Source organism: Pseudomonas sp. TE3552 (assembly GCF_056278945.1).
Window position 1 is genome coordinate 1,194,999 of record NZ_JBWBQJ010000001.1, and the last position, 25,684, is coordinate 1,220,682.

Sequence of the window (25,684 nt, forward strand, 5' to 3'; positions counted from 1 at the left end):
TCAAGGAACAACATAAAGTGCTAACGATCTACAACACGCTCACCAAGAGCAAAGAAGTTTTCAAGCCGCTGGATGGCAACAATGTGCGCATGTACGTCTGCGGGATGACCGTGTACGACTACTGCCACATTGGCCACGGCCGCAGCATGGTCGCGTTCGACCTGGTGACCCGCTGGTTGCGTTTCAGCGGTTATAACCTGACGTATGTGCGCAACATCACCGATATTGAAGATAAGATCATCAATCGGGCCAAGGAGAACGGCGAGCCGTTCGACGCGCTGACCGAACGCATGATCACCGCGATGCACGAGGACGAGGCGCGCCTCAATATCCTCAAGCCGGACATGGAGCCGCGGGCCACTGATCATATCGCTGGCATGCAGAGCATGATCCAGACCCTGATCGACAAGGGCTACGCCTACGCACCGGGCAATGGCGACGTGTACTACCGCGTCGCCAAGTTCATGGGCTACGGCAAGCTGTCGCGCAAGAAGATCGAAGACCTGCGCATCGGCGCACGAATCGAAGTCGACGAGTCCAAGCAGGACCCACTGGACTTCGTGCTGTGGAAAGGCGCCAAGCCGGGCGAGCCGAGCTGGGAATCGCCATGGGGCGCCGGACGTCCGGGCTGGCACATCGAGTGCTCGGTGATGTCGACCTGCTGCCTGGGCGAGACTTTCGACATTCATGGCGGCGGCAGCGACCTCGAGTTCCCGCACCATGAAAACGAAATCGCCCAGAGCGAAGCGGCGACCGGCAAGACCTACGCCAACGCGTGGATGCATTGCGGCATGATTCGCATCAATGGCGAGAAGATGTCCAAGTCCTTGAACAACTTCTTCACCATTCGCGACGTGCTCGACAAGTACCACCCGGAAGTCGTGCGTTACCTGCTGGTGTCGAGCCACTACCGCAGCGCGATCAACTATTCGGAAGACAACCTCAAGGATGCCAAAGGCGCACTCGAGCGTTTCTACCATGCGTTGAAAGGCCTGCCGAACGTGGCGCCTGCCGGCGGCGAAGCGTTCGTCGAGCGCTTCACTCAGGTGATGAACGACGACTTTGGTACGCCGGAAGCCTGCGCGGTGCTGTTCGAGATGGTCCGCGAGATCAACCGTCTGCGCGAGAGCGATCTTGATGCAGCGGCTGGTTTGGCGGCACGCTTGAAGGAACTGGCCAGCGTGCTGGGTGTGTTGCAGCTTGAGGCCGATGACTTCCTGCAGGCCGGTGCCGAAGGGCGGGTCGATGCGGCTGAGGTTGATGCGCTGATTGCCGCGCGTCTGGCGGCTCGTGCGAACAAGGACTGGGCCGAATCCGACCGCATCCGCGACCAGCTCACCGCCATGGGCGTGGTGCTGGAAGACGGCAAGGGCGGGACGACCTGGCGATTGGCTGACTGATTGCTTGATTGGCTACAAAACAAAACCCGCCTTGTGCGGGTTTTTGTTTATGTGCAGGGCGTAAGTGCGTCGGTGCCTATGCTGGCGCCATCACAAATCCCTATGGGAGCGGGCTTGCCCGCGATGATCTCAAGCCCTACGCAATCCGTAAGGTCTTTGTCACTCAACCTGGCGCAATCGCTTGTAAAGGGTGTTGCGGCTAACCCCCAACCGCCGGGCCAGGTGCGAAATATTCCCCCCGGCCGCCTGCAACTGCCGATTCAATGCCTCGGCATCATTCAAATCAACCGCTATCGGCTCTGGCGCATCCACCGGCTCCATCTCCAGATCGACAAAAAAATCATCGGGCAAATGCTCTGGCCGCACGGGTTGTTCTTCGGCCATGGCCAGCGCCACCTGCATCACGCTGCTGACCTGGCGTAAATTGCCCGGCCACGGATGGCGGCCGAACAATGCCAGCACCTCGGGGCTCAACCCGGCCCACTGCGATGGTTCACGGTGTTGCTCCCATAGACGCTTGAACAGCGCCTGCTTGTCGCTGCGCTCTCTCAAGGGCGGCAACTCCAGGGTCAAGCCACCGATGCGGTAATACAAATCCTCACGGAACCGCCCCAGCTGAACCTGCTCGCGCAACGAGCGGTTGGTCGCTGAAATGATCCGAATGTCCACCGCAAACAGCTCGCTGCTGCCCACCGGTTGCACGCAGCGCTCCTGCAACACCCGTAGCAACCGGGCCTGGGTCGGTAAGGGCATGTCGCCGATTTCATCGAGGAACAGGGTGCCTTTGTCGGCCTTGCGGATCAGCCCGATGCTGCCTTTCTGGTTGGCACCCGTGAATGCACCTTTTTCATAACCAAACAATTCGGATTCCACCAGTTCGGCGGGGATCGCCGCACAGTTGACGGCAATGAACGGTTGTTTGCTGCGCGAGCTGGCGTGGTGCAGGGCTTTGACGAAGACTTCCTTGCCGACCCCGGTTTCCCCGTGGATCAACAACGGAATGTCCTTTTCCAGCAAGCGCTCGGCCTGGCGCACGGCTTTTTCCACGCGGCTGTCGCCAAAATGCAGGGTGTTGAGGCTGATGGCGGCGGGTGCTGATGTCGTGAGTTCAGCGCTCTTTAATTCAGAAAACAGTCGAGCCTGAATCGGCGCCTGTTTCGGCCGCTTCAACAGGCACTGGAAACGGTTGCGTCCCGAGGCTTGCAGGGAAAACGGCAGGCCGTCCGGCTGATTCAGCAGCTCCATCAACGAGACTTTGAACAGGCTTTCGACGCTGACCCGCGACAGGCTGATGCCCAGCAGATTGTCGGCCCGACGGTTGGCCGACAGCACTTGGCCAGTCTCGTCGAAGATCAACAGCCCGGCCCATTGGCTGTCGAGGTTGTTCAGCCCGGTGTTGAAGGTCAGTTGGAAATGCTGGCCGTGGAACAGATTGAGGATCAGCCGGTTCTCCACGGTCTGGCTCATCATCTTGACCATGCCCAGGGTGTGGGACGGCGGCAGGTAGCTGTCGCTGGACACATCCAGCACCGCGATCACCTTGCGTTCGGCATCGAAAATCGGTGCGGCGGAACCGGTCATGAAGCGGTTGGCCTTGAGGAAATGTTCATCGTGCTCGATGTGCACGGCCTGCTCGCAGGCCAACGCGGTGCCGATCGCATTGGTCCCGCTGCAACGCTCCACCCAGCTGGCACCGGCGCTGAAACCGCGAGTCAGGCTCGGCTCGATGAAGCGCTGAGTGCCCCAGGACGTCAACACCTGGCCCTGATTGTCGGCGAGCATGATCAGGCAATTGGAGTTGCTGAGGATGTTCTCGTAGTACGGCAGGACTTCCTGATGGGTGGTCTGCACCAGTGAATGCTGGCGCTCCAGCAACTGGGCGATGTCATCGGCCGGCAGCTGATCGAACGCCGGAGCGCTCTGATGATCGAGCCCGAAGGCGCGGCAGCGGGACCAGGAGTCCTGGATGATAGCGTCGTGGGAGAGCTTTGATGCAGGTGCGGCCATGGCAGTCGACCTCTGAGCAAGCTTTTATTGTTTTTGTTATGGGTAAGACGCGATTCATTACAGGTCGGGCAAAATTCGGGTCTTCGTGCAGCTAAAGCATCCGTAGAGTGTTGTTCACTATTGTTCATTGTCAACCGCCGGATTGTTCAATTGTTCAGTTGCGGTTGTTCATTTCTGTTCAGCAACGAACGCAGTTTTTCTTCCACTTGCAGGATTCTCAAGCCGGATCAACGGCTTGCAATTTCTGGCACGAATGTCGCTGTAGTGCTCCGGTCGCTTGACTCCAATAATAAAAAGGCCGAGCCATGTCACTAATCCTGGAACACGTCAGCCGTACCATCGAGGGCCAGACCTGGATCGACGATGCGTGCCTTAACTTCGAACCCGGATCCTTCAACGTTTTGCTCGGTCGCACGCTGTCCGGCAAAACCAGCCTCATGCGCCTGATGGCCGGTTTGGACAAGCCCGACAGCGGCCGCATCCTGATGAACGGTGTCGACGTCACCCAGCGTCCGGTGCGCTTGCGCAATGTGTCGATGGTTTATCAGCAGTTCATCAACTACCCGACCATGACGGTGTTTGAGAACATCGCCTCGCCGCTGCGCCAGTCCGGCGTTTCCAACGAGCTGATCCAGAGCAAAGTGCTGGAAACCGCGAAGATGCTGCGCATCGAGAAATTCCTCCAGCGCCATCCTTTGGAACTCTCCGGTGGCCAGCAACAGCGCACCGCCATGGCCCGAGCGCTGGTCAAGGACGCCGAGCTGATTCTGTTCGACGAGCCGCTGGTCAACCTCGACTACAAACTGCGCGAAGAGCTGCGCCAGGAAATGCGCGAACTGTTCGCGGCCCACCACACCATCGCTATCTACGCCACCACCGAACCCAATGAAGCCCTGGCGCTGGGCGGTACCACCACGATTCTTCACGAAGGTCGGGTGATTCAGAGCGGCAAGTCCTCCGAGGTTTATCACCAGCCGCAAACCGTGCTGGCCGCGGAGCTGTTCTCCGAGCCGCCGATCAACCTGATGCCGGGGCGCATTGCCGGCAACGAAGTCAGTTTCGCCAATTTCGTGCACTTTCCGTTGAACGTCGATCTGCGTCCGGTGGGCGAGGGCGAGTTCCGTTTCGGCGTGCGCCCCAGCCATATCTCGCTGGTGCCGAGCAACGACGACGATCTGGAACTGGCGGTGACTGTCGAGGTGGCCGAGATCAGCGGTTCGGAAACCTTCCTCCATGTGCGCAACGAGTATTTCCTGCTGGTGCTGCACTTGCCGGGGGTGCACGAATACGACGTCGATGCGCCGATTCGTATCTATATCCCGACCCATAAACTGTTTGTGTTCGATATGCAGGGGCGGCTGGTCCAGGCGCCCGGTCGCCGCATTGCGAGGGTTGCCTGATGGCCGAAATCCGTTTGCAGAACCTTGCCCACAGCTACACCCGCACACCAGCCGGCCCTGAGGATTACGCGATCCGCGAGATGGACCACGTCTGGGAGCAGGGCGGCGCCTATGCGCTGCTCGGGCCTTCGGGCTGCGGCAAGTCGACCTTGCTCAACATCATTTCCGGATTGCTCAGCCCGTCCCAGGGCAAGGTGCTGTTCGACAGCAAAGTGGTCAACGAGCTGACCCCGGAAAAGCGCAACATCGCCCAGGTTTTCCAGTTTCCGGTGGTCTACGACACCATGACGGTGTTCGACAACCTGGCCTTCCCGCTGCGCAATCAAGGCATGATCGAAGCGAAGATTTACAGCAAGGTGCATGAAATCGCCGAAGTTCTTGACCTTCAGGCATTGCTGCACAAGAAGGCGCGCAACCTCACCGCCGATGAAAAACAAAAAGTCTCCATGGGCCGTGGGCTGGTACGCGATGACGTGTCGGCGATCCTCTTCGATGAACCGCTGACGGTGATCGACCCGCACCTGAAGTGGAAACTGCGGCGCAAGCTCAAGCAGATCCACGAGCAATTCAACATCACCATGGTCTACGTCACCCACGATCAGCTCGAAGCCTCGACCTTCGCTGACAAGATCGCGGTGATGTATGGCGGCCAGATTGTGCAGTTCGGTACGCCACGGGAATTGTTCGAGCGGCCGAGCCACACCTTTGTCGGCTATTTCATCGGCAGCCCGGGGATGAACCTGATCGAGGTTCAACCGCAACCCGGCGGTGTCGGTTTTGCCGGGACCCACTTGCCGTTGTCCCACGCAATGCAGCAACGGATCGCCGATAGCGAATGGAAAACCCTGAAGGTCGGCATCCGTCCGGAGTTCGTTCATGTGTGGGAGGAGGCCTTTGATGACGCGTTGCAGGCAAAGGTCGTACACGTCGAGGACCTGGGTACCTACAAAATCATGACCCTGAACCTCGACGGCGTGCTGCTTAAAGTACGCCTGGCCGAAGACAAACCGGTGCCCGAGGGCACGGCGTACATCAGTTTCCCGGGGCAATGGTTGATGGTCTACGCCGATGAGTATTTGCTGGAGGTACAGCCATGAACAAGGTGCAGAACAACAAGGCCTGGTGGCTGGTGTTGCCGGTGTTTCTGCTGGTGGCGTTCAGTGCAGTGATCCCGATGATGACCGTGGTCAACTACTCGGTGCAGGACATCTTCGACCAGTCCAGCCGCTACTTCGTCGGTGCCGACTGGTACAAGCAGGTGCTGCTCGACCCACGGCTGCATGACTCGCTGCTGCGCCAGTTCATCTATTCCGGCTGCGTGTTGTTGATCGAAATCCCGTTGGGCATCGCCATCGCCCTGACCATGCCGATCAAGGGCCGCTGGTCGTCGCTGGTGCTGATTATCCTGGCGATTCCGCTGCTTATCCCGTGGAACGTGGTCGGTACCATCTGGCAGATTTTCGGCCGGGCCGACATCGGCTTGCTTGGGTCCAGCCTCAACGGCATGGGCATCAGCTACAACTATGCGGCCAACACCATGGACGCCTGGGTCACGGTGTTGGTGATGGATGTCTGGCACTGGACATCGCTGGTGGCGTTGTTGTGTTTCTCCGGGCTGCGGGCGATTCCGGACGTGTATTACCAGGCGGCGCGGATCGATCGGGCATCGGCCTGGGCGGTTTTCCGACACATCCAGTTGCCCAAGCTCAAAAGCGTGCTGCTGATCGCGGTGATGCTGCGGTTCATGGACAGCTTCATGATCTACACCGAGCCGTTCGTGCTGACCGGTGGCGGTCCGGGCAATGCCACGACCTTCTTGAGTCAGACCTTGACCCAAATGGCCGTAGGGCAATTCGACCTCGGCCCGGCGGCGGCTTTCTCGCTGGTGTACTTCCTGATCATCCTGTTGGTGTCGTGGCTGTTCTACACCGCCATGACTCACTCTGACGCCAATCGGTGAGGCCCGCCATGAGCAAGAGAAAGCTGATTCCACTGCTGGTCTACATCCTGTTCCTGCTGGTGCCGATCTACTGGCTGCTGAACATGTCCTTCAAGAGCAACACCGAAATCCTCGGCGGCCTGACGCTGTTTCCCCAGGATTTCACCTTCGCCAACTACAAGGTGATCTTCACCGACCCGAGCTGGTACACCGGCTACCTCAACTCGGCGTACTACGTCAGCATGAACACGATCATTTCCCTGACCGTGGCGTTGCCGGCGGCCTATGCGTTTTCGCGTTATCGCTTCCTCGGCGATAAGCACCTGTTCTTCTGGCTGCTGACCAACCGCATGGCACCGCCGGCGGTGTTCCTGCTGCCGTTCTTCCAGCTGTATTCCTCGATCGGGTTGTTCGACACGCACATCGCGGTGGCGTTGGCTCACTGTCTGTTTAACGTGCCGCTGGCGGTGTGGATTCTCGAGGGCTTCATGTCTGGCGTTCCCAAGGAAATCGACGAAACCGCCTACATCGATGGCTACAGCTTTCCCAAGTTCTTCGTGAAGATTTTCGTTCCGCTGATCGGCTCCGGGATCGGTGTCACGGCGTTTTTCTGCTTCATGTTTTCCTGGGTCGAACTGTTGCTGGCGCGAACCCTGACGTCGGTGAACGCCAAACCCATCGCCGCGGTGATGACCCGCACGGTCTCGGCGTCCGGCATTGACTGGGGCGTGCTGGCAGCGGCGGGGGTGTTGACCATCCTGCCGGGCATGCTGGTGATCTGGTTTGTTCGCAACCATGTGGCCAAGGGCTTTGCCCTGGGCCGGGTATGAGGAACTGATGATGGAATGGATGAGTTGGACCGGCCCGACGGCGGCGTTCTTCGGCGTCATAGCCTTGATCCTGGTGGGCATGACCACCTGGGAATTACGTTCGCCAAGCATTCTTCGAAAAGGTTTTCTGCCGATTACCACCACCCGTGGCGATCGGCTGTTTATCGGTCTTCTCGGCAGCGCCTACCTGCATTTGCTGGTAATCGGCGTCACCGACTGGAGCATCTGGGTGGCGTTCGCGTTGTCCCTGGTGTGGCTGTTGGCTGTGATGCGTTGGGGCTAGTCGAATCGCTCGGCAATGTTGCTCCGAAACCCATAAAGGAGGTCTCTATGTTCGACAAAAACAATAAGCTGCGACATAGCATTTCACTGGCAGCCATGCTGGCACTCAGCGGATTGAGCGCATCGGCCTGGGCTGATGCCTACGAAGACGCTGCGAAAAAGTGGATCGGCGGCGAATTCAAACCGTCTACCCTGACGGTCGATCAGCAACTCGCGGAATTGAAGTGGTTCATCAAGGCGGCCGAGCCGTTTCGCGGGATGGACATCAAGGTTGTCTCGGAAACCCTGACCACCCATGAATACGAGTCCAAGGTGCTGGCCAAGGCCTTCACCGAGATCACCGGGATCAAAGTCACCCACGACCTGCTGCAAGAAGGCGATGTGGTGGAAAAGCTGCAGACCGTGATGCAGTCGGACAAGAGCATCTATGACGGCTGGGTCAACGACTCGGACCTGATCGGTACCCATTTCCGTTACGGCAAGACAGAAGCCATTACCGACCTGATGGCCAATGAAGGTAAAAACTTCACCTCACCAACCCTCGACATCAAGGACTTCATCGGCACCTCCTTTACCACCGCGCCCGATGGCAAGCTCTATCAATTGCCCGATCAACAGTTCGCCAACCTCTACTGGTTCCGCGCCGACTGGTTCGAGCGCCCGGAGCTGAAAGCCAAGTTCAAGGAAAAGTATGGCTATGAACTGGGCGTGCCGGTGAACTGGTCTGCATATGAAGACATCGCCAAATTCTTCAGCGAAGACGTCAAGGAAATCGACGGCAAGCGGGTCTACGGGCACATGGACTATGGCAAGAAAGACCCGTCCCTGGGCTGGCGCTTTACCGATGCCTGGTTCTCCATGGCCGGCGGCGGTGACAAGGGCTTGCCCAACGGTTTGCCGGTGGATGAGTGGGGCATTCGTGTCGAAGACTGCCATCCGGTCGGCTCCAGCGTGACCCGCGGAGGCGATACCAACGGCCCGGCAGCGGTTTTTGCCACCACCAAATACGTCGACTGGCTGAAGAAGTACGCGCCACCGGAAGCGGCGGGCATGACCTTCTCCGAATCCGGCCCGGTGCCGTCCCAAGGCAACATCGCCCAGCAAATTTTCTGGTACACCGCGTTCACCGCCGACATGACCAAACCGGGCCTGCCGGTGGTGAACGCCGACGGTACGCCGAAGTGGCGCATGGCGCCATCGCCGAGAGGGCCGTACTGGGAAGAGGGCATGAAGCTGGGGTATCAGGACGTGGGTTCGTGGACGTTCATGAAATCCACGCCTGAGAAACAGAAGCTCGCGGCCTGGCTGTACGCGCAGTTCGTGACCTCGAAAACCGTGTCGCTGAAGAAAACCATCGTCGGCCTGACGCCGATCCGCGAGTCGGACATCAACTCTCAAGCCATGACCGACCTGGCGCCGAAGCTCGGTGGCCTGGTTGAGTTCTACCGCAGCCCGGCGCGGGTGCAATGGACACCGACCGGCACCAACGTGCCGGACTATCCGCGTCTGGCACAGTTGTGGTGGAGCCACATCGCCGAAGCCGCCAGCGGCGAGAAAACCCCGCAACAGGCGCTCGATGGTCTGGCCAAGGATCAGGACGCGATCATGACCCGTCTGGAGCGCTCCAAGGCCCAGGCCACTTGCGCGCCGAAAATGAACCCGGAACGCGACGCGCAATACTGGTTCGACCAACCGGGCGCACCGAAGCCGAAACTGGCCAACGAGAAGCCCAAGGGTGAAACCGTGAGCTACAACGAACTACTGAAATCGTGGGCGGATGCGCGTAAGTAATTGTCTGTCATGTGAAATGCCAACGGCACCGTAAGGTGCCGTTTTACTGTGTGCCTGATGGACCGCATTCGCGAGCAAGCGACCCAGCGGGAGCAAGCTCCCTCGCCACAGATACCTTCCAGGCTACATAACGGATATATAATTTGCGCGCCACCGTCATGAAAGGTTCGGATTGTTACTTTGACCTCGTTAGTTAATTAAACGAGGAATCAAACATGAAATTTGCGGAACTGAGTGCGTTTGCAGCGGCGTTGGTGATGTCTTCTCTGGTCATGGCTGAAGGCGGCGGCGACAGAGCCTTTGAAAAAATGATGGCGGCCAATGACCGCTCGGTGGAGCTGTTTGTCGCCAAAGAACAGGCACGTGATCCCGTCGTCGTGAATGAAAAGAAGGACGACAAGACCAAAGACTTGTAAGCGGGCAACTGACACTCTCTGACATCCCGGAAGCTTCCGGCAATAGTCGGAAGTCACCTGCCGCAACTACCGGGTTGGTGAGGAACATGTCGCCGACCTTCACCACCGTATCAAGGCACGCACTTTGGCAGCGCCACCGACCTTGGTGTATTCGTCCCGTGCTTGGCCATCACTGTCGACTGGCATCACATCAAACGAACTATGGCCACCGTTGCGCCGGTCACCGGTATCGAGCTTCAAGCCGATCATTGCAAATGCATCCACACCGACCCCGACAGTGCCTTGGGTAAAGCCGGATTCGAACGTGCTTCGGAGTGGGTTTTATTGTTCGGCGGGCAAGGGCCTGCCGGCATGGTCGCCGGGTGACATCGTTGCAAGCTGCGGATAACACCAAGGTGAGGCGGGAATTACAATTTCGTCATGTGGCTGGGACGCCAAGCCATGCGGGTGCACCTCTGAAACCTGTGGGAACGAGCTTGCTCGCGAATACGGAGTATCAGGCAATGATGATGTCGACTGACCCGACGTCTTCGCGGACAAGCCACGCTCCCACAGTGATCCGGGGTGGCCACAGAATTAGCGAGCGGCACACAACTTGTAGGAGTGAGCCTGCTCGCGATAGCGGAATGTCAGGCAATGACGATGTTGAACATATCGACGCCACCGGAGCAGGCTCGCTCCCACATTGGTCAGGGTGGGTCTGATAGATCCATGTGCGCAGATGTGGCTTCTACCTTTCGTAGGTATCTAGCTGGTTGTCTGACAGAGAGGTATCGATGTCATTTGGAAAAACGAGTTTACCCTTCATGGCACCGATCCGTTTAACACGCGTTTTTTTCAAGGTGATTTTGCCTCGGCGTTCTTTGGCTAACGCATCGAGGCCATCCATCAACTCTAAAAAAATAGTCCGCTTCATGGTTCTTGGATTTCCACTCGACAGGTGATCTTCAAATTTAGCGGCAAATGCCTTCTGCGGAATGTCAGCCATTGCTCAACGCTTTGCAGGCAAATTCCTAGAAAGGAGAGGGCATTAAAGATCAAAAGATCGCAGCCTGCGGCATCTCCTACAGAGCGCACACCATTCCAATGTAGGCGCCAGTCGCATTTGGCGGCTTCGATTGACGTGTCGGAACAATCCACAGCACTATCCAGCCATGAATACCCAATATCGAATGACTATGATGTGCTCCTCTATGACCGCTTCCGGCGGGCCATAAGGTCATACGTGTTTGTCATTTGACGTGTACCCAAAGCCCCGCCAGAGATGGACGGGGCTTTTTCATGCCCTGTCCGTACATGGCTCATGGAGAGAGATATGTTCGAGATTAGAAGATCCACCCCAAGCGACGCCCAGGTTGCATTTGATATCCGTCGGTTAGCTATTCGACATCAATGCATCGGTGCCTACAGCGAACAGCAAATGCTCGACTGGACCAAAGGCTCGGCCGAAGACGGCTACGACACGCTGATGGAGAAGCACTTCTATCTGGGCTGCGTTGAGTGCGAGCCCGTGGCGACCGGCATGCTCGATCTGGAGCACCGTGAAATCGGCGCAATCTTCATTCGCCCGGATTTCATGCGGCGCGGGCTGGGCAAGCGTGTTTTGTGTTTTCTTGAAGATCGGGCGCGGGATTTGGGGCTGACCGAGGTGTGTCTTGATGCGACGTTGAATGCCGCCGATTTCTATAGACGCTGCGGATACATCGGGGAGGGGAGTGCGATTTACCAATCACCTTCAGGTCTGCAACTGGCCTGCGTGCCGATGGTGAAAAAACTCTAATGGCCCAAAAACAAAAACGGCACCCGAAGGTGCCGTTTCTGTTTTCTACCGAGTATCGCTTACGCGATCAACCCGCCAACCCCGATTGCTGAACCAGGTTCAACAGCGGCTGTGGGTACAGGCCGAGGAAGAACGCCAGTACGGCAATCGCCAGCAGCATCACGCCGCCTGCACGTTGTTCCCAGTGCAGTTGCGCATCATGGCGACGCAGGTTCGGTTCCATCAGGTACAGGGTGACCATGACGCGCAGGTAGTAGAAGACGCCGATGGCGCTGCCCAGTACCAGGGAGCCGACCAGCCACCATTGGTGCGACTCGACGCCGGTAGCGATGATGTAGAACTTGCCGATGAAGCCCGCGGTCAGTGGGATGCCGGCCAGGGACAGCATCATCACGGTCAGCACGGCGGTCAGGTACGGACGGCGCCAGAACAGGCCGCGGTATTCGTACAGGGCATCGGCGTCACGGCCATTGTATGGCGAGGACATCAGGGTGATCACGCCGAACGCGCCGAGGCTGGTGATCACGTAGGTGACCAGGTACACGCCGATGGCTTCCACGGCCAGGCCTTTGCTCGCCACCAGGGCGATCAGCAGGTAACCGAAGTGAGCGATGGACGAGTAACCCAGCAGGCGCTTGAGGTTGCTCTGGGTCAGTGCCAGCAGGTTACCGAACAGGATCGACGCAATGGCGATGATGGTCAGCACGTTGCTCAGCACACCACTGCTCGCCGCTGGCGAGATCTGGAACAGACGCACCATTACCGCGAACACCGCCACTTTCGAAGCGGTGGCCAGGAACGCTGCCACCGGAGCCGGAGCCCCTTCGTAAACGTCCGGGGTCCAGAGGTGGAACGGTACCAGCGACAGTTTGAACGCCAGGCCGATCAGCATCATGCCCAGGCCCAGTTGTGCAATCGAGCTTGGCAGGCCAGTGGCCGCCAGGGCCTGACCGATGCCGTTGAAGCTCAGGCTGCCGGATTCGGCGTAGAGCAGGGCCATGCCGAACAACAGGAACGCGGAACCGGCGGCCGACAGCACCATGTACTTGATACCGGCTTCCAGCGAGCGCTTATTGAAGAAGGCATAAGCCACCAGACCGTAGACCGGTACCGAGAGCAGTTCCAGACCGACGAACAAGCCGGCCAGATGCTGCGCGCTGACCAGCACCAGGCCACCGGCGGCGGACATCAGGATCAGCAGGTAAAGTTCTTCACGGTTGCCCGGGTAGCCCGAACCGCCATCGCCCAGGTAGGCGTGGGCGAGGGTTACACAGGCGAGGGTGGCGACCAGGATCAGCGCCATGTACAGGCAGGCGAAGGTGTCGATCTGCAGCAATGGAGTCACGGCCAGTGGCGCGACTTTCAGGGCTGGCAGGATCGATAGCAACGCCAGGTTCAGACCTGCCACCGACAGCAGGAAGGTCTGTGAGTGGTTGCGGCGCCATGCGATAGCCAGCATCACCACGATGATCGTGGCGCTGGTGATCAACAACGGCGCAAGCGCGATAAAGTGTTGAGTCGTGAATTCCATAGCGCTCTTACCGGGCCGAAGCGAGTTGAGTGAAGGCGGTGCCGAGCCACTGCTGCACGCCATGCATCGTCGCGGCAGAGGTGTCGAGGAACGGTTGCGGGTACACGCCGATGTAAAGCAGCAGTGCCGCAAGCCCAACCACCATGATCAGTTCGCGACCGTCCATGCCATGCAGCACCGCGTCCGATTTGGACGGGCCGAAGAAGGCACGGTGGACCATGATCAGCGAGTAGACCGAACCGAACACCAGGCCGGATGTGGCGATCACGGTGACCCATGGCGCGCTGGCGAAGGTGCCGATCAGGATCAGGAACTCACCGACAAAGTTACCGGTGGCCGGCAAGCCCAGCGATGCGGCGGCGAAGAACAGGCTGAGGGCCGGCAGGTAGGCGATCTTCGACCACAGACCACCCATCTCACGCATATCCCGGGTGTGGGTGCGCTCGTACAGCTGACCGGAGAGGATAAAGAGTGCCGCGGCCGACAGACCGTGAGCCAGCATCTGCATCACTGCGCCCTGCAGCGCCAGTTGGCTACCGGAGTAGATGCCGATCAGTACGAAGCCCATGTGGGAAACGGACGAGAAGGCGATCAGACGCTTGATGTCGGTTTGTGCGAAAGCCAGGAACGCACCGTAGAAGATCCCGATCAGACCCAGGGTCATGGCGAACGGCGCGAACTCGGCCGAGGCATTCGGGAACAGCGGCAGGGCGAAACGCAGCAGGCCATACGCCGCGGTCTTCAGCAAGATACCGGCCAGGTCCACGGAACCCGCGGTCGGTGCCTGGGCGTGAGCGTCAGGCAACCAGGAGTGAAACGGCACCACGGGCAGCTTGACCGCGAAGGCGATGAAGAAGCCGAGCATCAGGATGTACTCGGTGGTCTGCGACATCTTGGTTTTCAACAGATCGGCGTAGTTGAACGTGATCACGCCGGTGTCGTTGAAGTTGACCAGTACCAGGCCCAGGATCGCCACCAACATGATCAGGCCGGAAGCCTGAGTGAAGATGAAGAACTTGGTCGCCGCGTAGATCCGGGTTTTCTTGCCGTCCGAAGAACTGTGACCCCAGAGCGCGATGAGGAAGTACATCGGCACCAGCATCATTTCCCAGAAGAAGAAGAACATGAACAGGTCGAGGGCGAGGAACACGCCGACGACACCGCCCAGGATCCACATCAGGTTCAGGTGGAAGAAGCCCACGTGACGCTGGATCTCTTTCCACGAGCAGAGTACCGAGAGGACACCCAGCAGGCCGGTCAGCAGGATCATCAACAGCGACAGGCCGTCGAGGGCCAGGTGCACGTTGATGCCAAAGCGCTGGATCCAGACGTGCTTGAACTCAATCGCCCAGGTCGGATCGGCGCCAGGCGCCGGTGCAAATGAATAGTCACCGTTGGCCCACAGCCAGAGGCCGAGGGAGAGCAGCAGGGACATGGTGATCAGCGCAATCCAGCGGGGGAGGGTGGCGCCGAAGCGCTCACCCATCCAGCACAGCAGGCCGCCGATGAAGGGGATCAGGATTAGCCAGGGCAGAATCATGACGGGCTCGTTTCCTTTCGCAAGTTCGCAAGGTTCATATCAGACCGCTACCAGCACGACGGCGCCGATTACCAGCACGGCACCAGCAGCCATCGAGGCGGCATACCAACGCAGTTGACCGGTCTCGGTGCGGCTCAGGGCGGTGTGACCGCCTTTGGCCATACGCGGGATCAGACCGATGGTCTGGTCGAGCGGGTCTTTGCGCAGAATGTGGCTGATCGCAAGGTATGGCTTGACGAACAGTTTGTCGTAGATCCAGTCGAAGCCCCAGGCAGCGAACCACCAGGCCGAAAGGAAGCGGCCGATGCCGCTGTTGGCGATGGCCGTGACGAAACGACGCTTGCCGAGGAACAGCAGCGCGGCCAGCAGGATACCGGACAGGGCGATGGCGCCCGAAGCGATTTCCAGGCTGTGCTTGGCTTCGCCGCCGGCATGGCCGACGCTTTCCGGCAACACACCGTGCAGCGGTGGAACGATCATCGCGCCGACGAACGTCGACAGCACGATCAGCACCGACAGTGGCAGCCAGTGAGCGATACCGTGACCAGCGTGCGCTTCGGTCTTCGCTTCACCGTGGAACGTGATGAAGATCAGGCGGAAGGTGTACAGCGAGGTCATGAAGGCACCGACCAGACCGGCATACAGCAGGCCTTCGTTACCGCTGGCGAACGCTTCCCAGAGGATTTCATCCTTGGAGTAGAAGCCCGCGGTCACCAGAGGCAAGGCCGCCAGGGCTGCGCCGCCGACGATGAAGCTGGCGTAGGCCAGTGGCAGCTTCTTCCACAGGCCGCCCATCTTGAAGATGTTCTGCTCGTGGTGGCAGGCAACGATCACCGCACCGGATGCAAGGAACAGCAGCGCCTTGAAGAAAGCGTGGGTCATCAGGTGGAAGATCGCGCCATCCCATGCGCCTACGCCGAGTGCCAGGAACATGTAGCCGATCTGGCTCATGGTCGAGTAGGCGAGGATACGTTTGATGTCGGTCTGAACCAGTGCGGCAAAACCTGCCAGCACCAGCGTCACGCCACCCACGACACCTACCAGGTGCAGGATATCCGGCGCCAGTGCGAACAGGCCGTGGGTACGGGCGATCAGGTAGACACCGGCGGTCACCATGGTCGCGGCGTGGATCAGTGCCGAGACCGGAGTCGGGCCGGCCATCGCATCCGCCAGCCAGGTTTGCAGCGGCAGCTGCGCGGATTTACCGACAGCGCCGCCCAGCAGCATCAGGGTCGCCAGAACGATCCAGAAGTCACCGGCCTTGAAGTGCTCAGGCGCCTTGACCAGCAGTTCCTGGATATTCAGCGTGCCCAACTGTTGGAACAGGATGAACAGGCCGATGGCCATGAACACGTCGCCGACGCGGGTCACGATGAAGGCTTTGAGTGCCGCGTTACCGTTGTTGCGGTTGCTGTAGTAGAAACCGATCAACAGGTACGAGCACAGGCCCACGCCTTCCCAGCCGAAGTACACGAACAACAGGTTATCGGCCAGGACCAGGAACAGCATGCTGGCGATAAACAAGTTGGTGTAGGCGAAGAAGCGCGAGTAGCCGGCTTCACCACGCATGTACCAGGACGCGAACAGGTGGATCAGGAAGCCCACGCCCACCACCACGCCGAGCATGGTCACGGACAGGCCGTCCAGGTAGAGGGTGAAGGTCGGCGTAAAGCCTTCCACCGCCATCCATTGCCACAGCATCTGGGTGTAGTGACCACCTTGCGGTGGCGCAACATTGAACTGCCAGATCACATAGGCCGCGACGATTGCCGACAGGCCGATGGAACCGACACCGATCAGCGCCGAGAGGTTTTCCGAGAGGCGTCCCCGGGAGAACGCCAGCAGCACAAAACCGATCAGGGGGAACAGGAAAGTCAAATAGAGAAGGTTCATCCGCGCATCTCGCTGGCAGCGTCGATATCGAGAGTGTGGAAGCGGCGATACAGCTGCAACAGAATCGCCAGGCCAATACTGGCCTCGGCGGCTGCAAGGCTGATCACCAGGATGAACATGATCTGTCCATCCGGCTGCGCCCAGCGGCTACCGGCGACGATGAACGCCAACGCGGAGGCATTCATCATGACCTCCAGGCTCATCAGCACGAAGAGAATGTTGCGCCGGACCATCAGGCCGACCAGACCGAGGCAGAACAGGATGCCGGCGACCGCCAGACCATGCTCCAAAGGGATAGCAGGCATCGTCATTGCTCCTTGGCTTCGTTACGGCCCAAGTGGAACGCCGTGACGGCTGCGGCGAGCAGCAGCATCGAGGCGAGTTCGACCACCAGCAGATAAGGACCGAACAGGCTGATGCCCACGGCCTTGGCGTCTACGGTGGTGTGGCCGATGGCCTGACCGCTGGAATGGCTGAACAGCACATACAGCAGTTCAGCCAGCAGCAGGGCGCCGAGTGCAACCGGGCCCGCCCAGATACCGGGCTTGAGCCAGACGCGCTCTTGCTGAACCGAGGCCGGGCCCAGGTTCAGCATCATCACCACGAACACGAACAGCACCATGATGGCGCCGGCGTAGGCGATCACTTCCAGTACACCGGCAAACGGTGCGCCAAGGGCGAAGAACGTCATGGCCACGGCGATCAGCGAAATGATCAGGTAGAGCAGGGCGTGCACGGGGTTGGTGTTGGTGATCACGCGAAGCGTGGACACAACAGCGATACCCGATGCGAAATAGAAAGCGAATTCCATCTTTCTTCCTTAAGGCAGCAAGCTCTTCACGTTGATCGGTTCGGCTTCATTCTGCGCGGCGCCTTTTGGCTTACCGGCAATCGCCATACCTGCAACACGATAGAAGTTGTAATCAGGGTTTTTGCCGGGGCCGGAGATCAGCAGATCTTCTTTCTCGTAAACCAGGTCCTGACGTTTGAACTCGGCCATTTCGAAATCCGGTGTCAGCTGGATCGCGGTGGTCGGGCAGGCTTCCTCGCAGAGGCCGCAGAAAATGCAGCGCGAGAAGTTGATGCGGAAGAAGTCCGGGTACCAGCGACCGTCTTCGGTTTCAGCTTTCTGCAGCGAGATGCAACCGACCGGGCACGCCACGGCGCACAGGTTACAGGCTACACAACGCTCTTCGCCGTCGGGGTCGCGGGTCAGGACGATACGGCCACGGAAACGCGGCGGCAGGTACACGGCTTCTTCCGGGTACTGCAGCGTGTCGCGCTTGCGGAAGGCGTGGCCGAAAATCATCACCAGGCTGCGAAGCTGGGTGAAGAAGCCATGCACGATGTCAAAAATGTACTTCATGATTCTCTATCCTCACTGAGCCGCGACGGCGGGCGTGTTGAGCAACACGATCGCAGCGGTCACCAGCATGTTGACGAGGGTCAGCGGCAGGCAGAACTTCCAGCTGAAATCCATCACTTGGTCATACCGTGGGCGCGGAATCGAGGCGCGCAGCAGGATGAAGAACATGATGAAGAACGCGGTTTTCAGTGCGAACCAGATGAACGGGATCTGCGGCAGAATGCCGAACGGACCGTGCCAGCCACCGAAGAACAAGGTCACCAGCAGCGCCGAAATCAACACGATGCCAATGTACTCACCAACGAAGAACATGCCCCATTTCATGCCGGCGTATTCAATGTGGTAACCGTCAGCCAGTTCCTGTTCCGCTTCCGGCTGGTCGAACGGGTGACGGTGAGTCACGGCGACGCCAGCGATGAAGAAGGTCAGGAAACCGAAGATCTGCGGAATGATGAACCACATGTTCTGCGCTTGGTATTCAACGATGTCACGCATGTTGAACGAGCCAACCTGGATCACGATGCCCATCAGCGACAGGCCCATGAACACTTCGTACGACACGGTTTGTGCCGAGGCCCGCAAGCTGCCCAGCAGGGCGAACTTGTTGTTGCTCGACCAGCCGGCGAACAGCACCGCGTAGACCGACAGACCGGCCATGGCGAAGAAGAACAGGATGCCGATGTTGATATCCGCCACACCCCAGGTCGGAGTGATCGGGATGATCGCGAAGGCAATCAGCAAGGCGCTCATGGCCACGACCGGCGCCAACGTGAAGATCACTTTGTCGGCGAACGGCGGGGTCCAGTCTTCCTTGAAGAACATCTTGATCATGTCGGCCGCGATCTGGAACGCGCCGAACGGGCCGACGCGGTTCGGACCGTAACGGTCCTGCCAGAGGGCGAGCAAACGACGCTCGACCCAGCTCAGCAGCGCGCCGCACACCACGACGGCGAGCAGAATCACGATGGCCTTGAGGACCGCGATGATCACATCGATCACTTCAGGAGTGAACCAGGTCATAGTGCTGCCTCCTGCAGACCGTCAACGGATTTGCCAAAGATCGCCGGCGGAATGCCAGCGATACCGGCCGGCAATGCGACCAGACCGGCACCCAGCTCTTCGTTGATGCGCAGTGGCAGACGCAAGGTCTGGCCGGCTACGTTCAGGCTCAGCAGGGCACCGTCATTGACACCCAGGCGATCGGCTTCGGACTTGGCCAACGACACGTAGGCGGCGGGAATGCGTTCCTGCACCGGCGCGGCTTTGGACGAGTTCTCTTCGCTGCCGAACAGGTGGAAGAACGGCACGACCTGCCAGGTGCCGGGAGCAGGGTTGAACGCGCGCGGAACACTGGCGAACCAGTTCAGCGAATCACCGGTGCTTTCGATCAGGCGAGTGCCCGGGTCGCCCGCACGGATGTGACCACCGACTTCGTCCTGGAACTTGTTCCAGGCTTGCGGCGAGTTCCAGCCCGGTGACCAGGCGAATGGTACTTGCTGACGCGGTTCGACCGAGCCCGAGTAACCTTCCATGGAGAACGAGAACGCGGTGTCGTTGTCCTGGGAAGTACGCGGTTCGTGCACGCTGATGTCGGCGCGCATGGCGGTCCGGCCGCTGTAACGCAGCGGTTCGCGAGCCAGTTTCAGGCCTTTGATGCGGAACGAAGCGGACGGTGCGGCATTGACGATACCGGCCAGTTGCGGCTTGCTTGCAGCGCAGGCCGCGGTGACGTGGTCCAGTTGGGTCCAGTCGATCGGTTGGTTCAGCAGGGTCGAACGCAGGGCATGCAGCCAGCGCCAGCCTTCGTGAACCAGGATGCTCGCATCGAGGTAAGTCGGGTCGAAGACCTGGAAGAAACGCTGGGCGCGGCCTTCCTGGCTGACCAGCGTACCGTCGCCTTCAGCGAAGCTGGCCGCTGGCAGCACCAGGTGCGCGCGATCGCTGGTGGCGGTCTTCTGATGGTCCGCCACGATCAGCACTTTCGCGGCGTTCAGGGCCGCATCGACAAGGGCTTTGTCGGTACGGGTGTACAGATCGTTTTCCAGCACCACGATGGCGTCGGCACGGCCAGAGATCACGGCTTGCAGTGCTTCGTCGACCGAGTTGCCGCCGAGCATGGCCAGGCCGAGGCTGTTGGCCTCTGGCACGATCAGGCTGATGGAACCGTTCTTCTCGCGCAGCTTGAGGGCTTTGGCAATGTTCGCCGCCGCTTCGATCAACGCCTTGGAACCCAGCGAGGTACCGGCAATGATCAGCGGACGCTTGGCAGCCAGCAGGGCATTGGCGATGCGTTGGGCCAGTTCAACGGCTTCAGCGTCCAGGCCTTCAACAGCTGGGGCGCTGGCGTCGAGGGCGTGAGCCACGGCGAAACCGATGCGGGCCAGGTCGTCTGGAGCAGCGTGAACGCATTCTTCGGCCACGTCGTCGAGCTTGGTTTCAGCCAGGCTGGCGATGAACAGCGGGTTCAGCTCGTGCTGGCCGATGTTCTTCACCGCGGCGTCGAGCCATGGCTGAACGCGCATGGCGTCGGCCATGTCTTCGGCCTTGCCCTTGACCGATTGACGCAGGGCCAGGGCCATGCGCGCAGCAGTCTGGGTCAGGTCTTCGCCGAGGACGAAAATCGCATCGTGATCTTCGATGTCGCGCATGTTCGGGATCGGCAGCGGGCTGTCTTTGAGCACCTGTGCAACCAGACGAATGCGTTCCAGCTCAGAGGCTTCGATACCGGAGTAGAAGTACTCGGCGCCGACCAGTTCAAGCAGCGCGTAGTTGCTTTCGAGGCTGGCGCGCGGCGAACCGATACCAACGATATTGCGGCCGCGCAGCAGGTCGGCGGCTTTATCCAGTGCTTCGTCCAGGCCCAGTTTCGCGCCGTTGGCCAGCAGTGGCTGACGCGGGCGATCCTTGCGGTTGACGTAGCCATAGCCGAAACGGCCACGGTCGCACAGGAAGTATTGGTTTACCGAACCGTTGAAACGGTTTTCGATGCGACGCAGTTCGCCGTAACGCTCGCCCGGGGAGATGTTGCAACCGCTGGAGCAGCCATGGCAGATGCTCGGCGAGAACTGCATGTCCCACTTACGGTTGTAGCGCTCGGAGTGAGTCTTGTCGGTGAACACACCGGTCGGGCAGACCTCGGTGAGGTTGCCGGAGAACTCGCTTTCCAGGGTGCCGTCTTCAACGCGACCGAAGTAAACGTTGTCGTGGGCGCCGAACACGCCAAGGTCGGTGCCGCCAGCGTAGTCTTTATAGAAGCGCACGCAGCGATAGCAGGCGATGCAGCGGTTCATTTCGTGGGAAATGAACGGGCCCAGTTGCTGGTTCTGGTGAGTACGCTTGGTGAAGCGATAACGGCGCTCGTTGTGGCCAGTCATCACGGTCATGTCTTGCAGGTGGCAGTGACCGCCTTCCTCACAGACCGGGCAGTCGTGGGGGTGGTTGGTCATCAGCCATTCAACGACGCTTGCGCGAAACACTTTCGCTTCTTCGTCGTCGATGGAGATCCAGCTGCCGTCGGTGGCAGGGGTCATGCAGGACATGACGATCCGACCACGCTTGTCGTTCTCGTCGGTGTACTGCTTGACCGCGCACTGGCGGCAAGCGCCAACGCTGCCCAGGGCTGGGTGCCAGCAGAAATAAGGGATGTCGAGGCCTAGTGACAGACATGCCTGTAACAGGTTGTCTGCCCCATCGACTTCGAGCTCTTTGCCGTCTACGTGGATAGTGGCCATGGTTCAAAGTTCTTCGTTGGCCCGGTGTCAGCGGGCGTGGCTAATGGAATCTTGTTATCCGTCCAAATCCAAACAGCCTCGAAAGGCGTCATCGGACGAAAGGCGAACGGCACGGACCGTTCGCCTTTTTTAAAGCGTTAAGCGCCGACTACGATCGGCTTTGCCAGAGGCGGGACGACGGCGCGGGTAGGCGCGATGCCGGCTTCGAACTCTGGACGGAAGTATTTGATGGCACTGCCCAACGGTTCCACGGCACCCGGCGCGTGAGCACAGAAGGTCTTGCCTGGGCCGAGGAAACCGACCAGACCCAGCAGGGTCTCGATATCGCCGGATTGCCCTTCACCGTTCTCGATCGCACGCAGCAGCTTGACGCTCCACGGCAGACCGTCACGGCACGGGGTGCAGAAGCCGCACGATTCACGGGCAAAGAACTCTTCCATGTTGCGCAGCAACGACACCATGTTGACGCTGTCGTCCACCGCCATGGCCAGGCCGGTACCCATACGGGTGCCCACCTTGGCGATGCCGCCGGCGTACATTTGTGCGTCCAGGTGTTCCGGCAACAGGAAACCGGTACCGGCGCCGCCTGGCTGCCAGCACTTGAGCTTGTAACCGTCGCGCATGCCGCCGGCGTAGTCTTCGAACAACTCGCGACCGGTGACGCCGAACGGCAATTCCCACAGGCCCGGGTTCTTGACCTTGCCGGAGAAGCCCATGAGCTTTGTGCCCATGTCTTCGCTGCCTTCACGGGCCAACGATTTGTACCAGTCCACACCGTCGGCAATGATCGCCGGCACGTTGCACAGGGTTTCGACGTTGTTCACGCAGGTCGGCTTGCCCCACACGCCCACGGCGGCAGGGAAGGGCGGCTTGGAGCGCGGGTTGGCGCGGCGACCTTCCAGGGAGTTGATCAGCGCGGTTTCTTCACCGCAGATGTAACGCCCGGCACCGGTGTGGACGAACAGCTCGAAATCGAAGCCGCTGCCCAGGATGTTTTTACCCAGCAGGCCCGCTGCCTTGGCTTCTTCCACGGCACGGTTGAGGTGCTTGGCGGCGGTGGTGTATTCGCCACGCAGGAAGATGTAGCCACGGTAGGTTTTCAGCGCGCGGGCACTGATCAGCATGCCTTCGATCAGCAGATGGGGCAGTTGCTCCATCAGCATGCGGTCTTTCCAGGTGTTCGGCTCCATTTCATCCGCGTTGCACAGCAGGTAGCGGATGTTGATGGATTCGTCCTTGGGCATCAGGCCCCACTTCACGCCCGTGGGGAAGCCTGCACCACCGCGGCCCTTGAGGCCGGAGTCTTTCACGGTCTGGACGATATCGTCCTGGGCCATGTCGGCGAAGGCCTTGCGCGCAGCGGCGTAACCGTTCTTGGCCTGGTACTCGTCGAGCCATACGGCTTCGCCGTCGTCACGCAGACGCCAGGTGAGCGGGTGAGTCTCTGCGACACGCTTGATGCGGTTGGCAGGACCAAAAGAAGTCAGGGTCATACGTAGCCCTCGAGCAATTTGGCAACACCGGCAGGCTGCACATCACCGAACGTGTCGTCGTCGATCATCAACGCCGGCGCCTTGTCGCAGTTGCCGAGGCAGCAGACCGGCAGCAGGGTGAAACGACCGTCGGCGGTGGTCTGACCCAGGCCGATGCCCAGCTTGCTCTGGATTTCGCTGACCACCGACTCGTGGCCGCCGATGTAGCAGACCATGCTGTCGCAGACGCGAATGATGTGACGGCCGACTGGTTGACGGAAGATCTGGCTATAGAACGTCGCCACCCCTTCAACGTCGCTGGCCGGGATACCGAGGATTTCGCCGATGGCGTAGAGCGCGCCATCAGGCACCCAGCCACGTTCCTTCTGGACGATCTTCAGGGCTTCGATCGACGCCGCGCGCGGGTCTTCGTAGTGATGCAACTCGTGCTCGATGGCCGAGCGCTCGGTTTCGCTCAGGGCGAAACGGTCTGTCAGGATAAGCGTGCTATTCATGCTTAACGGTCCACGTCGGCCATAACGAAATCGATACTACCCAGGTACGCGATCAAGTCCGCGACCATGCTGCCTTTGATCACCGAAGGGATCTGCTGCAAGTGCGGGAAGCTTGGGGTACGAATCCGGGTGCGGTAGCTCATGGTGCCGCCATCGCTCGTCAGGTAATAACTGTTGATGCCCTTGGTCGCTTCGATCATCTGGAAGGATTCGTTGGCCGGCATGACCGGGCCCCACGAAACTTGCAGGAAGTGCGTGATCAGGGTCTCGATGTGCTGCAGCGTGCGCTCTTTGGGCGGCGGCGTGGTCAGCGGGTGATCCGCCTTGTACGGGCCTTCCGGCATGTTGCGCATGCACTGCTCGATGATCTTGATGCTCTGGCGCATTTCTTCGACGCGAACGATGCAACGGTCGTAGGCATCGCCATTGGCCGCCAGCGGGACTTCGAATTCGAAGTTCTCGTAGCCGGAGTAGGGACGTGCTTTACGCAGGTCGAAATTGCAACCGGTCGAACGCAGGCCTGCACCGGTGACGCCCCATTCCAGGGCTTCCTTGGTGTTGTAGGCGGCGACGCCGATGGTCCGGCCACGCAGGATGCTGTTGTCCAGTGCGGCTTTCTGGTATTCGTCCAGACGCTTTGGCATCCATTCGACGAAGTCCTTGACCAGTTTTTCCCAGCCGCGCGGCAGGTCGTGAGCGACGCCGCCGATGCGGTACCAGGCCGGGTGCAGACGGAAACCGGTAATGGCTTCGATCACCGTGTATGCCTTCTGGCGGTCGGTGAAGGTGAAGAACACCGGGGTCATGGCGCCGACGTCCTGGATGTAAGTCCCCAGGAACAGCAGGTGGCTGGTGATCCGGAAGAACTCGGCCATCATGATGCGGATGACGTCGACCTTCTCGGGCACCTTGATGCCGGCCAGCTTCTCGACCGAGAGTACGTACGGCAGGTTGTTCATCACGCCGCCGAGGTAGTCGATACGGTCGGTGTACGGAATGAAGCTGTGCCAGGACTGACGCTCGGCCATCTTCTCGGCACCACGGTGGTGGTAACCGACATCCGGCACGCAGTCGACGATCTCTTCACCGTCCAGCTGCAGGATGATGCGGAACGCACCGTGGGCCGAAGGGTGGTTCGGACCCAGGTTGAGGAACATGTAGTCCTCGTTCGGCCCAGAACGCTTCATGCCCCAGTCTTCAGGCTTGAAGCGCGCGGCTTCTTCCTCAAGCTGTTGCTTGGCCAGGGTCAGGCTGAACGGATCGAATTCGGTGGCGCGGGCCGGGAAGTCCTTGCGCAACGGGTGACCTTCCCAGGTCGGCGGCATCATGATGCGGGTCAGGTGCGGGTGACCGGCAAAGTTGATGCCGTACATGTCCCACACTTCACGCTCGTACCAGTTGGCGTTCGGCCAGATGCTGGTGACGGACGGCACGCTGAGGTCGCTCTCGGACAAGGCGACCTTGATCATTACGTCACTATTACGTTCGATCGACATCAAGTGGTAGAACACACTGAAGTCGACGCCGTTCGGCAGCCCTTGACGCTTGGTGCGCAGACGCTCGTCCACGCCGTGCAGGTCATAGAGCATGACGTACGGCTTGGGCAGGTTGCGCAGGAAGCTCAGGACTTCGACGAGTTTGGCGCGGGCAACCCAAAGCACCGGCATGCCGGTGCGGGTAGGCTGGGCGGTGAACGCCTCCGGGCCAAAACGGTTGTTCAATTCGACGACCACATCCTGGTCGTCTGCCTTATAAGGCGGGATGTACAGAGCACTGCCTGTAGTCATGGTT

At 59.7% G+C, this 25,684-nt stretch carries 22 protein-coding genes and 1 pseudogene; 9 read left to right on the top strand and 14 right to left on the bottom strand.

The genetic code is table 11. From position 1 onward, the window contains the following. Positions 1-17 precede the first annotated feature (17 nt). Positions 18-1,400, top strand: a complete 1,383-nt coding sequence (gene cysS / locus ACZ9BB_RS05155; protein WP_476212817.1) for a cysteine--tRNA ligase — start codon at positions 18-20, stop codon at positions 1,398-1,400. A gap of 159 nt (positions 1,401-1,559) precedes the next feature. Here the strand turns inward: cysS and ACZ9BB_RS05160 are convergent, their stop codons facing one another. After that, positions 1,560-3,407, bottom strand: a complete 1,848-nt coding sequence (locus ACZ9BB_RS05160; protein ID WP_476212818.1) for a sigma-54-dependent Fis family transcriptional regulator — start codon at positions 3,405-3,407, stop codon at positions 1,560-1,562. A 305-nt stretch (positions 3,408-3,712) separates the two neighbouring features. Here ACZ9BB_RS05160 and ACZ9BB_RS05165 point away from each other — a divergent pair, with 305 nt between their 5' ends. The 7 genes from ACZ9BB_RS05165 (at position 3,713) to ACZ9BB_RS05195 (ending at position 10,065) form a co-directional block, all read left to right on the top strand. Next, positions 3,713-4,807: an ABC transporter ATP-binding protein gene (locus ACZ9BB_RS05165; RefSeq protein ID WP_476212819.1), complete on the top strand. Its 1,095-nt coding sequence runs from the start codon at positions 3,713-3,715 to the stop codon at positions 4,805-4,807. After that, positions 4,807-5,904 carry an ABC transporter ATP-binding protein gene (locus tag ACZ9BB_RS05170; RefSeq protein ID WP_476212820.1) on the top strand — a complete coding sequence of 366 codons (1,098 nt, stop codon included), beginning with the start codon at positions 4,807-4,809 and terminating at the stop codon, positions 5,902-5,904. The genes ACZ9BB_RS05165 and ACZ9BB_RS05170 overlap by 1 nt, the downstream gene beginning before the upstream one ends. Then, complete coding sequence (locus ACZ9BB_RS05175) at positions 5,901-6,767, top strand: carbohydrate ABC transporter permease (protein WP_253421468.1); 867 nt, start codon at positions 5,901-5,903, stop codon at positions 6,765-6,767. The genes ACZ9BB_RS05170 and ACZ9BB_RS05175 overlap by 4 nt, the downstream gene beginning before the upstream one ends. Before the next feature lie 8 nt (positions 6,768-6,775). Then, complete coding sequence (locus tag ACZ9BB_RS05180) at positions 6,776-7,576, top strand: carbohydrate ABC transporter permease (RefSeq protein ID WP_018925489.1); 801 nt, start codon at positions 6,776-6,778, stop codon at positions 7,574-7,576. Positions 7,577-7,586: 10 nt separating this feature from the next. Then, a complete protein-coding gene (locus ACZ9BB_RS05185) occupies positions 7,587-7,859 on the top strand; it encodes a DUF2160 domain-containing protein (protein ID WP_476212821.1) in 273 nt (90 codons plus the stop codon). 47 nt (positions 7,860-7,906) lie between these two features. Continuing rightward, entirely contained in the window at positions 7,907-9,649 is a 1,743-nt protein-coding gene (locus tag ACZ9BB_RS05190; RefSeq protein ID WP_476212822.1) for an ABC transporter substrate-binding protein, read from the top strand. 215 nt (positions 9,650-9,864) lie between these two features. Further along, complete coding sequence (locus ACZ9BB_RS05195; RefSeq protein ID WP_476212823.1) at positions 9,865-10,065, top strand: co-regulatory protein PtrA N-terminal domain-containing protein; 201 nt, start codon at positions 9,865-9,867, stop codon at positions 10,063-10,065. Between the two features lie 31 nt (positions 10,066-10,096). On the opposite strand, the pseudogene ACZ9BB_RS05200 reads toward ACZ9BB_RS05195, so the two are convergent. Further along, positions 10,097-10,374, bottom strand: a pseudogene (locus ACZ9BB_RS05200) (OprD family outer membrane porin); the annotation flags it as partial. Between the two features lie 421 nt (positions 10,375-10,795). Continuing rightward, complete coding sequence (locus tag ACZ9BB_RS05205) at positions 10,796-11,053, bottom strand: hypothetical protein (RefSeq protein ID WP_476212824.1); 258 nt, start codon at positions 11,051-11,053, stop codon at positions 10,796-10,798. 327 nt (positions 11,054-11,380) lie between these two features. On the opposite strand from ACZ9BB_RS05205, the gene ACZ9BB_RS05210 reads away from it, so the two are divergent. Next, complete coding sequence (locus ACZ9BB_RS05210) at positions 11,381-11,845, top strand: GNAT family N-acetyltransferase (protein WP_476212825.1); 465 nt, start codon at positions 11,381-11,383, stop codon at positions 11,843-11,845. A 67-nt stretch (positions 11,846-11,912) separates the two neighbouring features. Here the strand turns inward: ACZ9BB_RS05210 and nuoN are convergent, their stop codons facing one another. From nuoN to nuoC, 11 genes are all read right to left on the bottom strand, one after another. Continuing rightward, positions 11,913-13,376, bottom strand: coding sequence for an NADH-quinone oxidoreductase subunit NuoN (nuoN, locus tag ACZ9BB_RS05215; RefSeq protein WP_476212826.1), 1,464 nt, complete (start codon positions 13,374-13,376; stop codon positions 11,913-11,915). Between the two features lie 7 nt (positions 13,377-13,383). Continuing rightward, positions 13,384-14,916, bottom strand: a complete 1,533-nt coding sequence (nuoM, locus tag ACZ9BB_RS05220) for an NADH-quinone oxidoreductase subunit M (protein WP_476212827.1) — start codon at positions 14,914-14,916, stop codon at positions 13,384-13,386. Between the two features lie 39 nt (positions 14,917-14,955). Next, positions 14,956-16,809 carry an NADH-quinone oxidoreductase subunit L gene (nuoL, locus tag ACZ9BB_RS05225; protein ID WP_476212828.1) on the bottom strand — a complete coding sequence of 618 codons (1,854 nt, stop codon included), beginning with the start codon at positions 16,807-16,809 and terminating at the stop codon, positions 14,956-14,958. Continuing rightward, a complete protein-coding gene (gene nuoK, locus ACZ9BB_RS05230; RefSeq protein ID WP_007940879.1) occupies positions 16,806-17,114 on the bottom strand; it encodes an NADH-quinone oxidoreductase subunit NuoK in 309 nt (102 codons plus the stop codon). The genes nuoL and nuoK overlap by 4 nt, the downstream gene beginning before the upstream one ends. A gap of 2 nt (positions 17,115-17,116) precedes the next feature. Further along, on the bottom strand, positions 17,117-17,620 hold the full coding sequence (nuoJ, locus tag ACZ9BB_RS05235) for an NADH-quinone oxidoreductase subunit J (protein WP_476212829.1): 504 nt from the start codon (positions 17,618-17,620) through the stop codon (positions 17,117-17,119). A gap of 9 nt (positions 17,621-17,629) precedes the next feature. Then, positions 17,630-18,175, bottom strand: a complete 546-nt coding sequence (gene nuoI, locus ACZ9BB_RS05240) for an NADH-quinone oxidoreductase subunit NuoI (protein WP_219847839.1) — start codon at positions 18,173-18,175, stop codon at positions 17,630-17,632. 12 nt (positions 18,176-18,187) lie between these two features. Beyond that, on the bottom strand, positions 18,188-19,195 hold the full coding sequence (nuoH, locus tag ACZ9BB_RS05245; RefSeq protein WP_074878218.1) for an NADH-quinone oxidoreductase subunit NuoH: 1,008 nt from the start codon (positions 19,193-19,195) through the stop codon (positions 18,188-18,190). Beyond that, positions 19,192-21,906, bottom strand: a complete 2,715-nt coding sequence (gene nuoG, locus ACZ9BB_RS05250) for an NADH-quinone oxidoreductase subunit NuoG (RefSeq protein WP_476212830.1) — start codon at positions 21,904-21,906, stop codon at positions 19,192-19,194. The genes nuoH and nuoG overlap by 4 nt, the downstream gene beginning before the upstream one ends. A gap of 137 nt (positions 21,907-22,043) precedes the next feature. Then, positions 22,044-23,399 carry an NADH-quinone oxidoreductase subunit NuoF gene (nuoF, locus tag ACZ9BB_RS05255; protein ID WP_476212831.1) on the bottom strand — a complete coding sequence of 452 codons (1,356 nt, stop codon included), beginning with the start codon at positions 23,397-23,399 and terminating at the stop codon, positions 22,044-22,046. Continuing rightward, on the bottom strand, positions 23,396-23,893 hold the full coding sequence (nuoE, locus tag ACZ9BB_RS05260; RefSeq protein WP_007905058.1) for an NADH-quinone oxidoreductase subunit NuoE: 498 nt from the start codon (positions 23,891-23,893) through the stop codon (positions 23,396-23,398). Before nuoE ends, nuoF begins: the two co-directional genes overlap by 4 nt. Before the next feature lie 2 nt (positions 23,894-23,895). Continuing rightward, entirely contained in the window at positions 23,896-25,680 is a 1,785-nt protein-coding gene (nuoC, locus tag ACZ9BB_RS05265) for an NADH-quinone oxidoreductase subunit C/D (protein WP_476212832.1), read from the bottom strand. Positions 25,681-25,684: the final 4 nt, after the last annotated feature.

Coding starts and splice junctions, on each gene's coding strand:
- ACZ9BB_RS05160 (WP_476212818.1), bottom strand. CDS start 3,407: ATGGCCGCACCTGCATCAAAGCTCTCCCACGACGCTATCATCCAGGAC.
- ACZ9BB_RS05165 (WP_476212819.1), top strand. CDS start 3,713: ATGTCACTAATCCTGGAACACGTCAGCCGTACCATCGAGGGCCAGACC.
- ACZ9BB_RS05170 (WP_476212820.1), top strand. CDS start 4,807: ATGGCCGAAATCCGTTTGCAGAACCTTGCCCACAGCTACACCCGCACA.
- ACZ9BB_RS05175 (WP_253421468.1), top strand. CDS start 5,901: ATGAACAAGGTGCAGAACAACAAGGCCTGGTGGCTGGTGTTGCCGGTG.
- ACZ9BB_RS05180 (WP_018925489.1), top strand. CDS start 6,776: ATGAGCAAGAGAAAGCTGATTCCACTGCTGGTCTACATCCTGTTCCTG.
- ACZ9BB_RS05185 (WP_476212821.1), top strand. CDS start 7,587: ATGGAATGGATGAGTTGGACCGGCCCGACGGCGGCGTTCTTCGGCGTC.
- ACZ9BB_RS05190 (WP_476212822.1), top strand. CDS start 7,907: ATGTTCGACAAAAACAATAAGCTGCGACATAGCATTTCACTGGCAGCC.
- ACZ9BB_RS05195 (WP_476212823.1), top strand. CDS start 9,865: ATGAAATTTGCGGAACTGAGTGCGTTTGCAGCGGCGTTGGTGATGTCT.
- ACZ9BB_RS05205 (WP_476212824.1), bottom strand. CDS start 11,053: ATGGCTGACATTCCGCAGAAGGCATTTGCCGCTAAATTTGAAGATCAC.
- ACZ9BB_RS05210 (WP_476212825.1), top strand. CDS start 11,381: ATGTTCGAGATTAGAAGATCCACCCCAAGCGACGCCCAGGTTGCATTT.
- nuoN (WP_476212826.1), bottom strand. CDS start 13,376: ATGGAATTCACGACTCAACACTTTATCGCGCTTGCGCCGTTGTTGATC.
- nuoM (WP_476212827.1), bottom strand. CDS start 14,916: ATGATTCTGCCCTGGCTAATCCTGATCCCCTTCATCGGCGGCCTGCTG.
- nuoL (WP_476212828.1), bottom strand. CDS start 16,809: ATGAACCTTCTCTATTTGACTTTCCTGTTCCCCCTGATCGGTTTTGTG.
- nuoK (WP_007940879.1), bottom strand. CDS start 17,114: ATGCCTGCTATCCCTTTGGAGCATGGTCTGGCGGTCGCCGGCATCCTG.
- nuoJ (WP_476212829.1), bottom strand. CDS start 17,620: ATGGAATTCGCTTTCTATTTCGCATCGGGTATCGCTGTTGTGTCCACG.
- nuoI (WP_219847839.1), bottom strand. CDS start 18,175: ATGAAGTACATTTTTGACATCGTGCATGGCTTCTTCACCCAGCTTCGC.
- nuoH (WP_074878218.1), bottom strand. CDS start 19,195: ATGACCTGGTTCACTCCTGAAGTGATCGATGTGATCATCGCGGTCCTC.
- nuoG (WP_476212830.1), bottom strand. CDS start 21,906: ATGGCCACTATCCACGTAGACGGCAAAGAGCTCGAAGTCGATGGGGCA.
- nuoF (WP_476212831.1), bottom strand. CDS start 23,399: ATGACCCTGACTTCTTTTGGTCCTGCCAACCGCATCAAGCGTGTCGCA.
- nuoE (WP_007905058.1), bottom strand. CDS start 23,893: ATGAATAGCACGCTTATCCTGACAGACCGTTTCGCCCTGAGCGAAACC.
- nuoC (WP_476212832.1), bottom strand. CDS start 25,680: ATGACTACAGGCAGTGCTCTGTACATCCCGCCTTATAAGGCAGACGAC.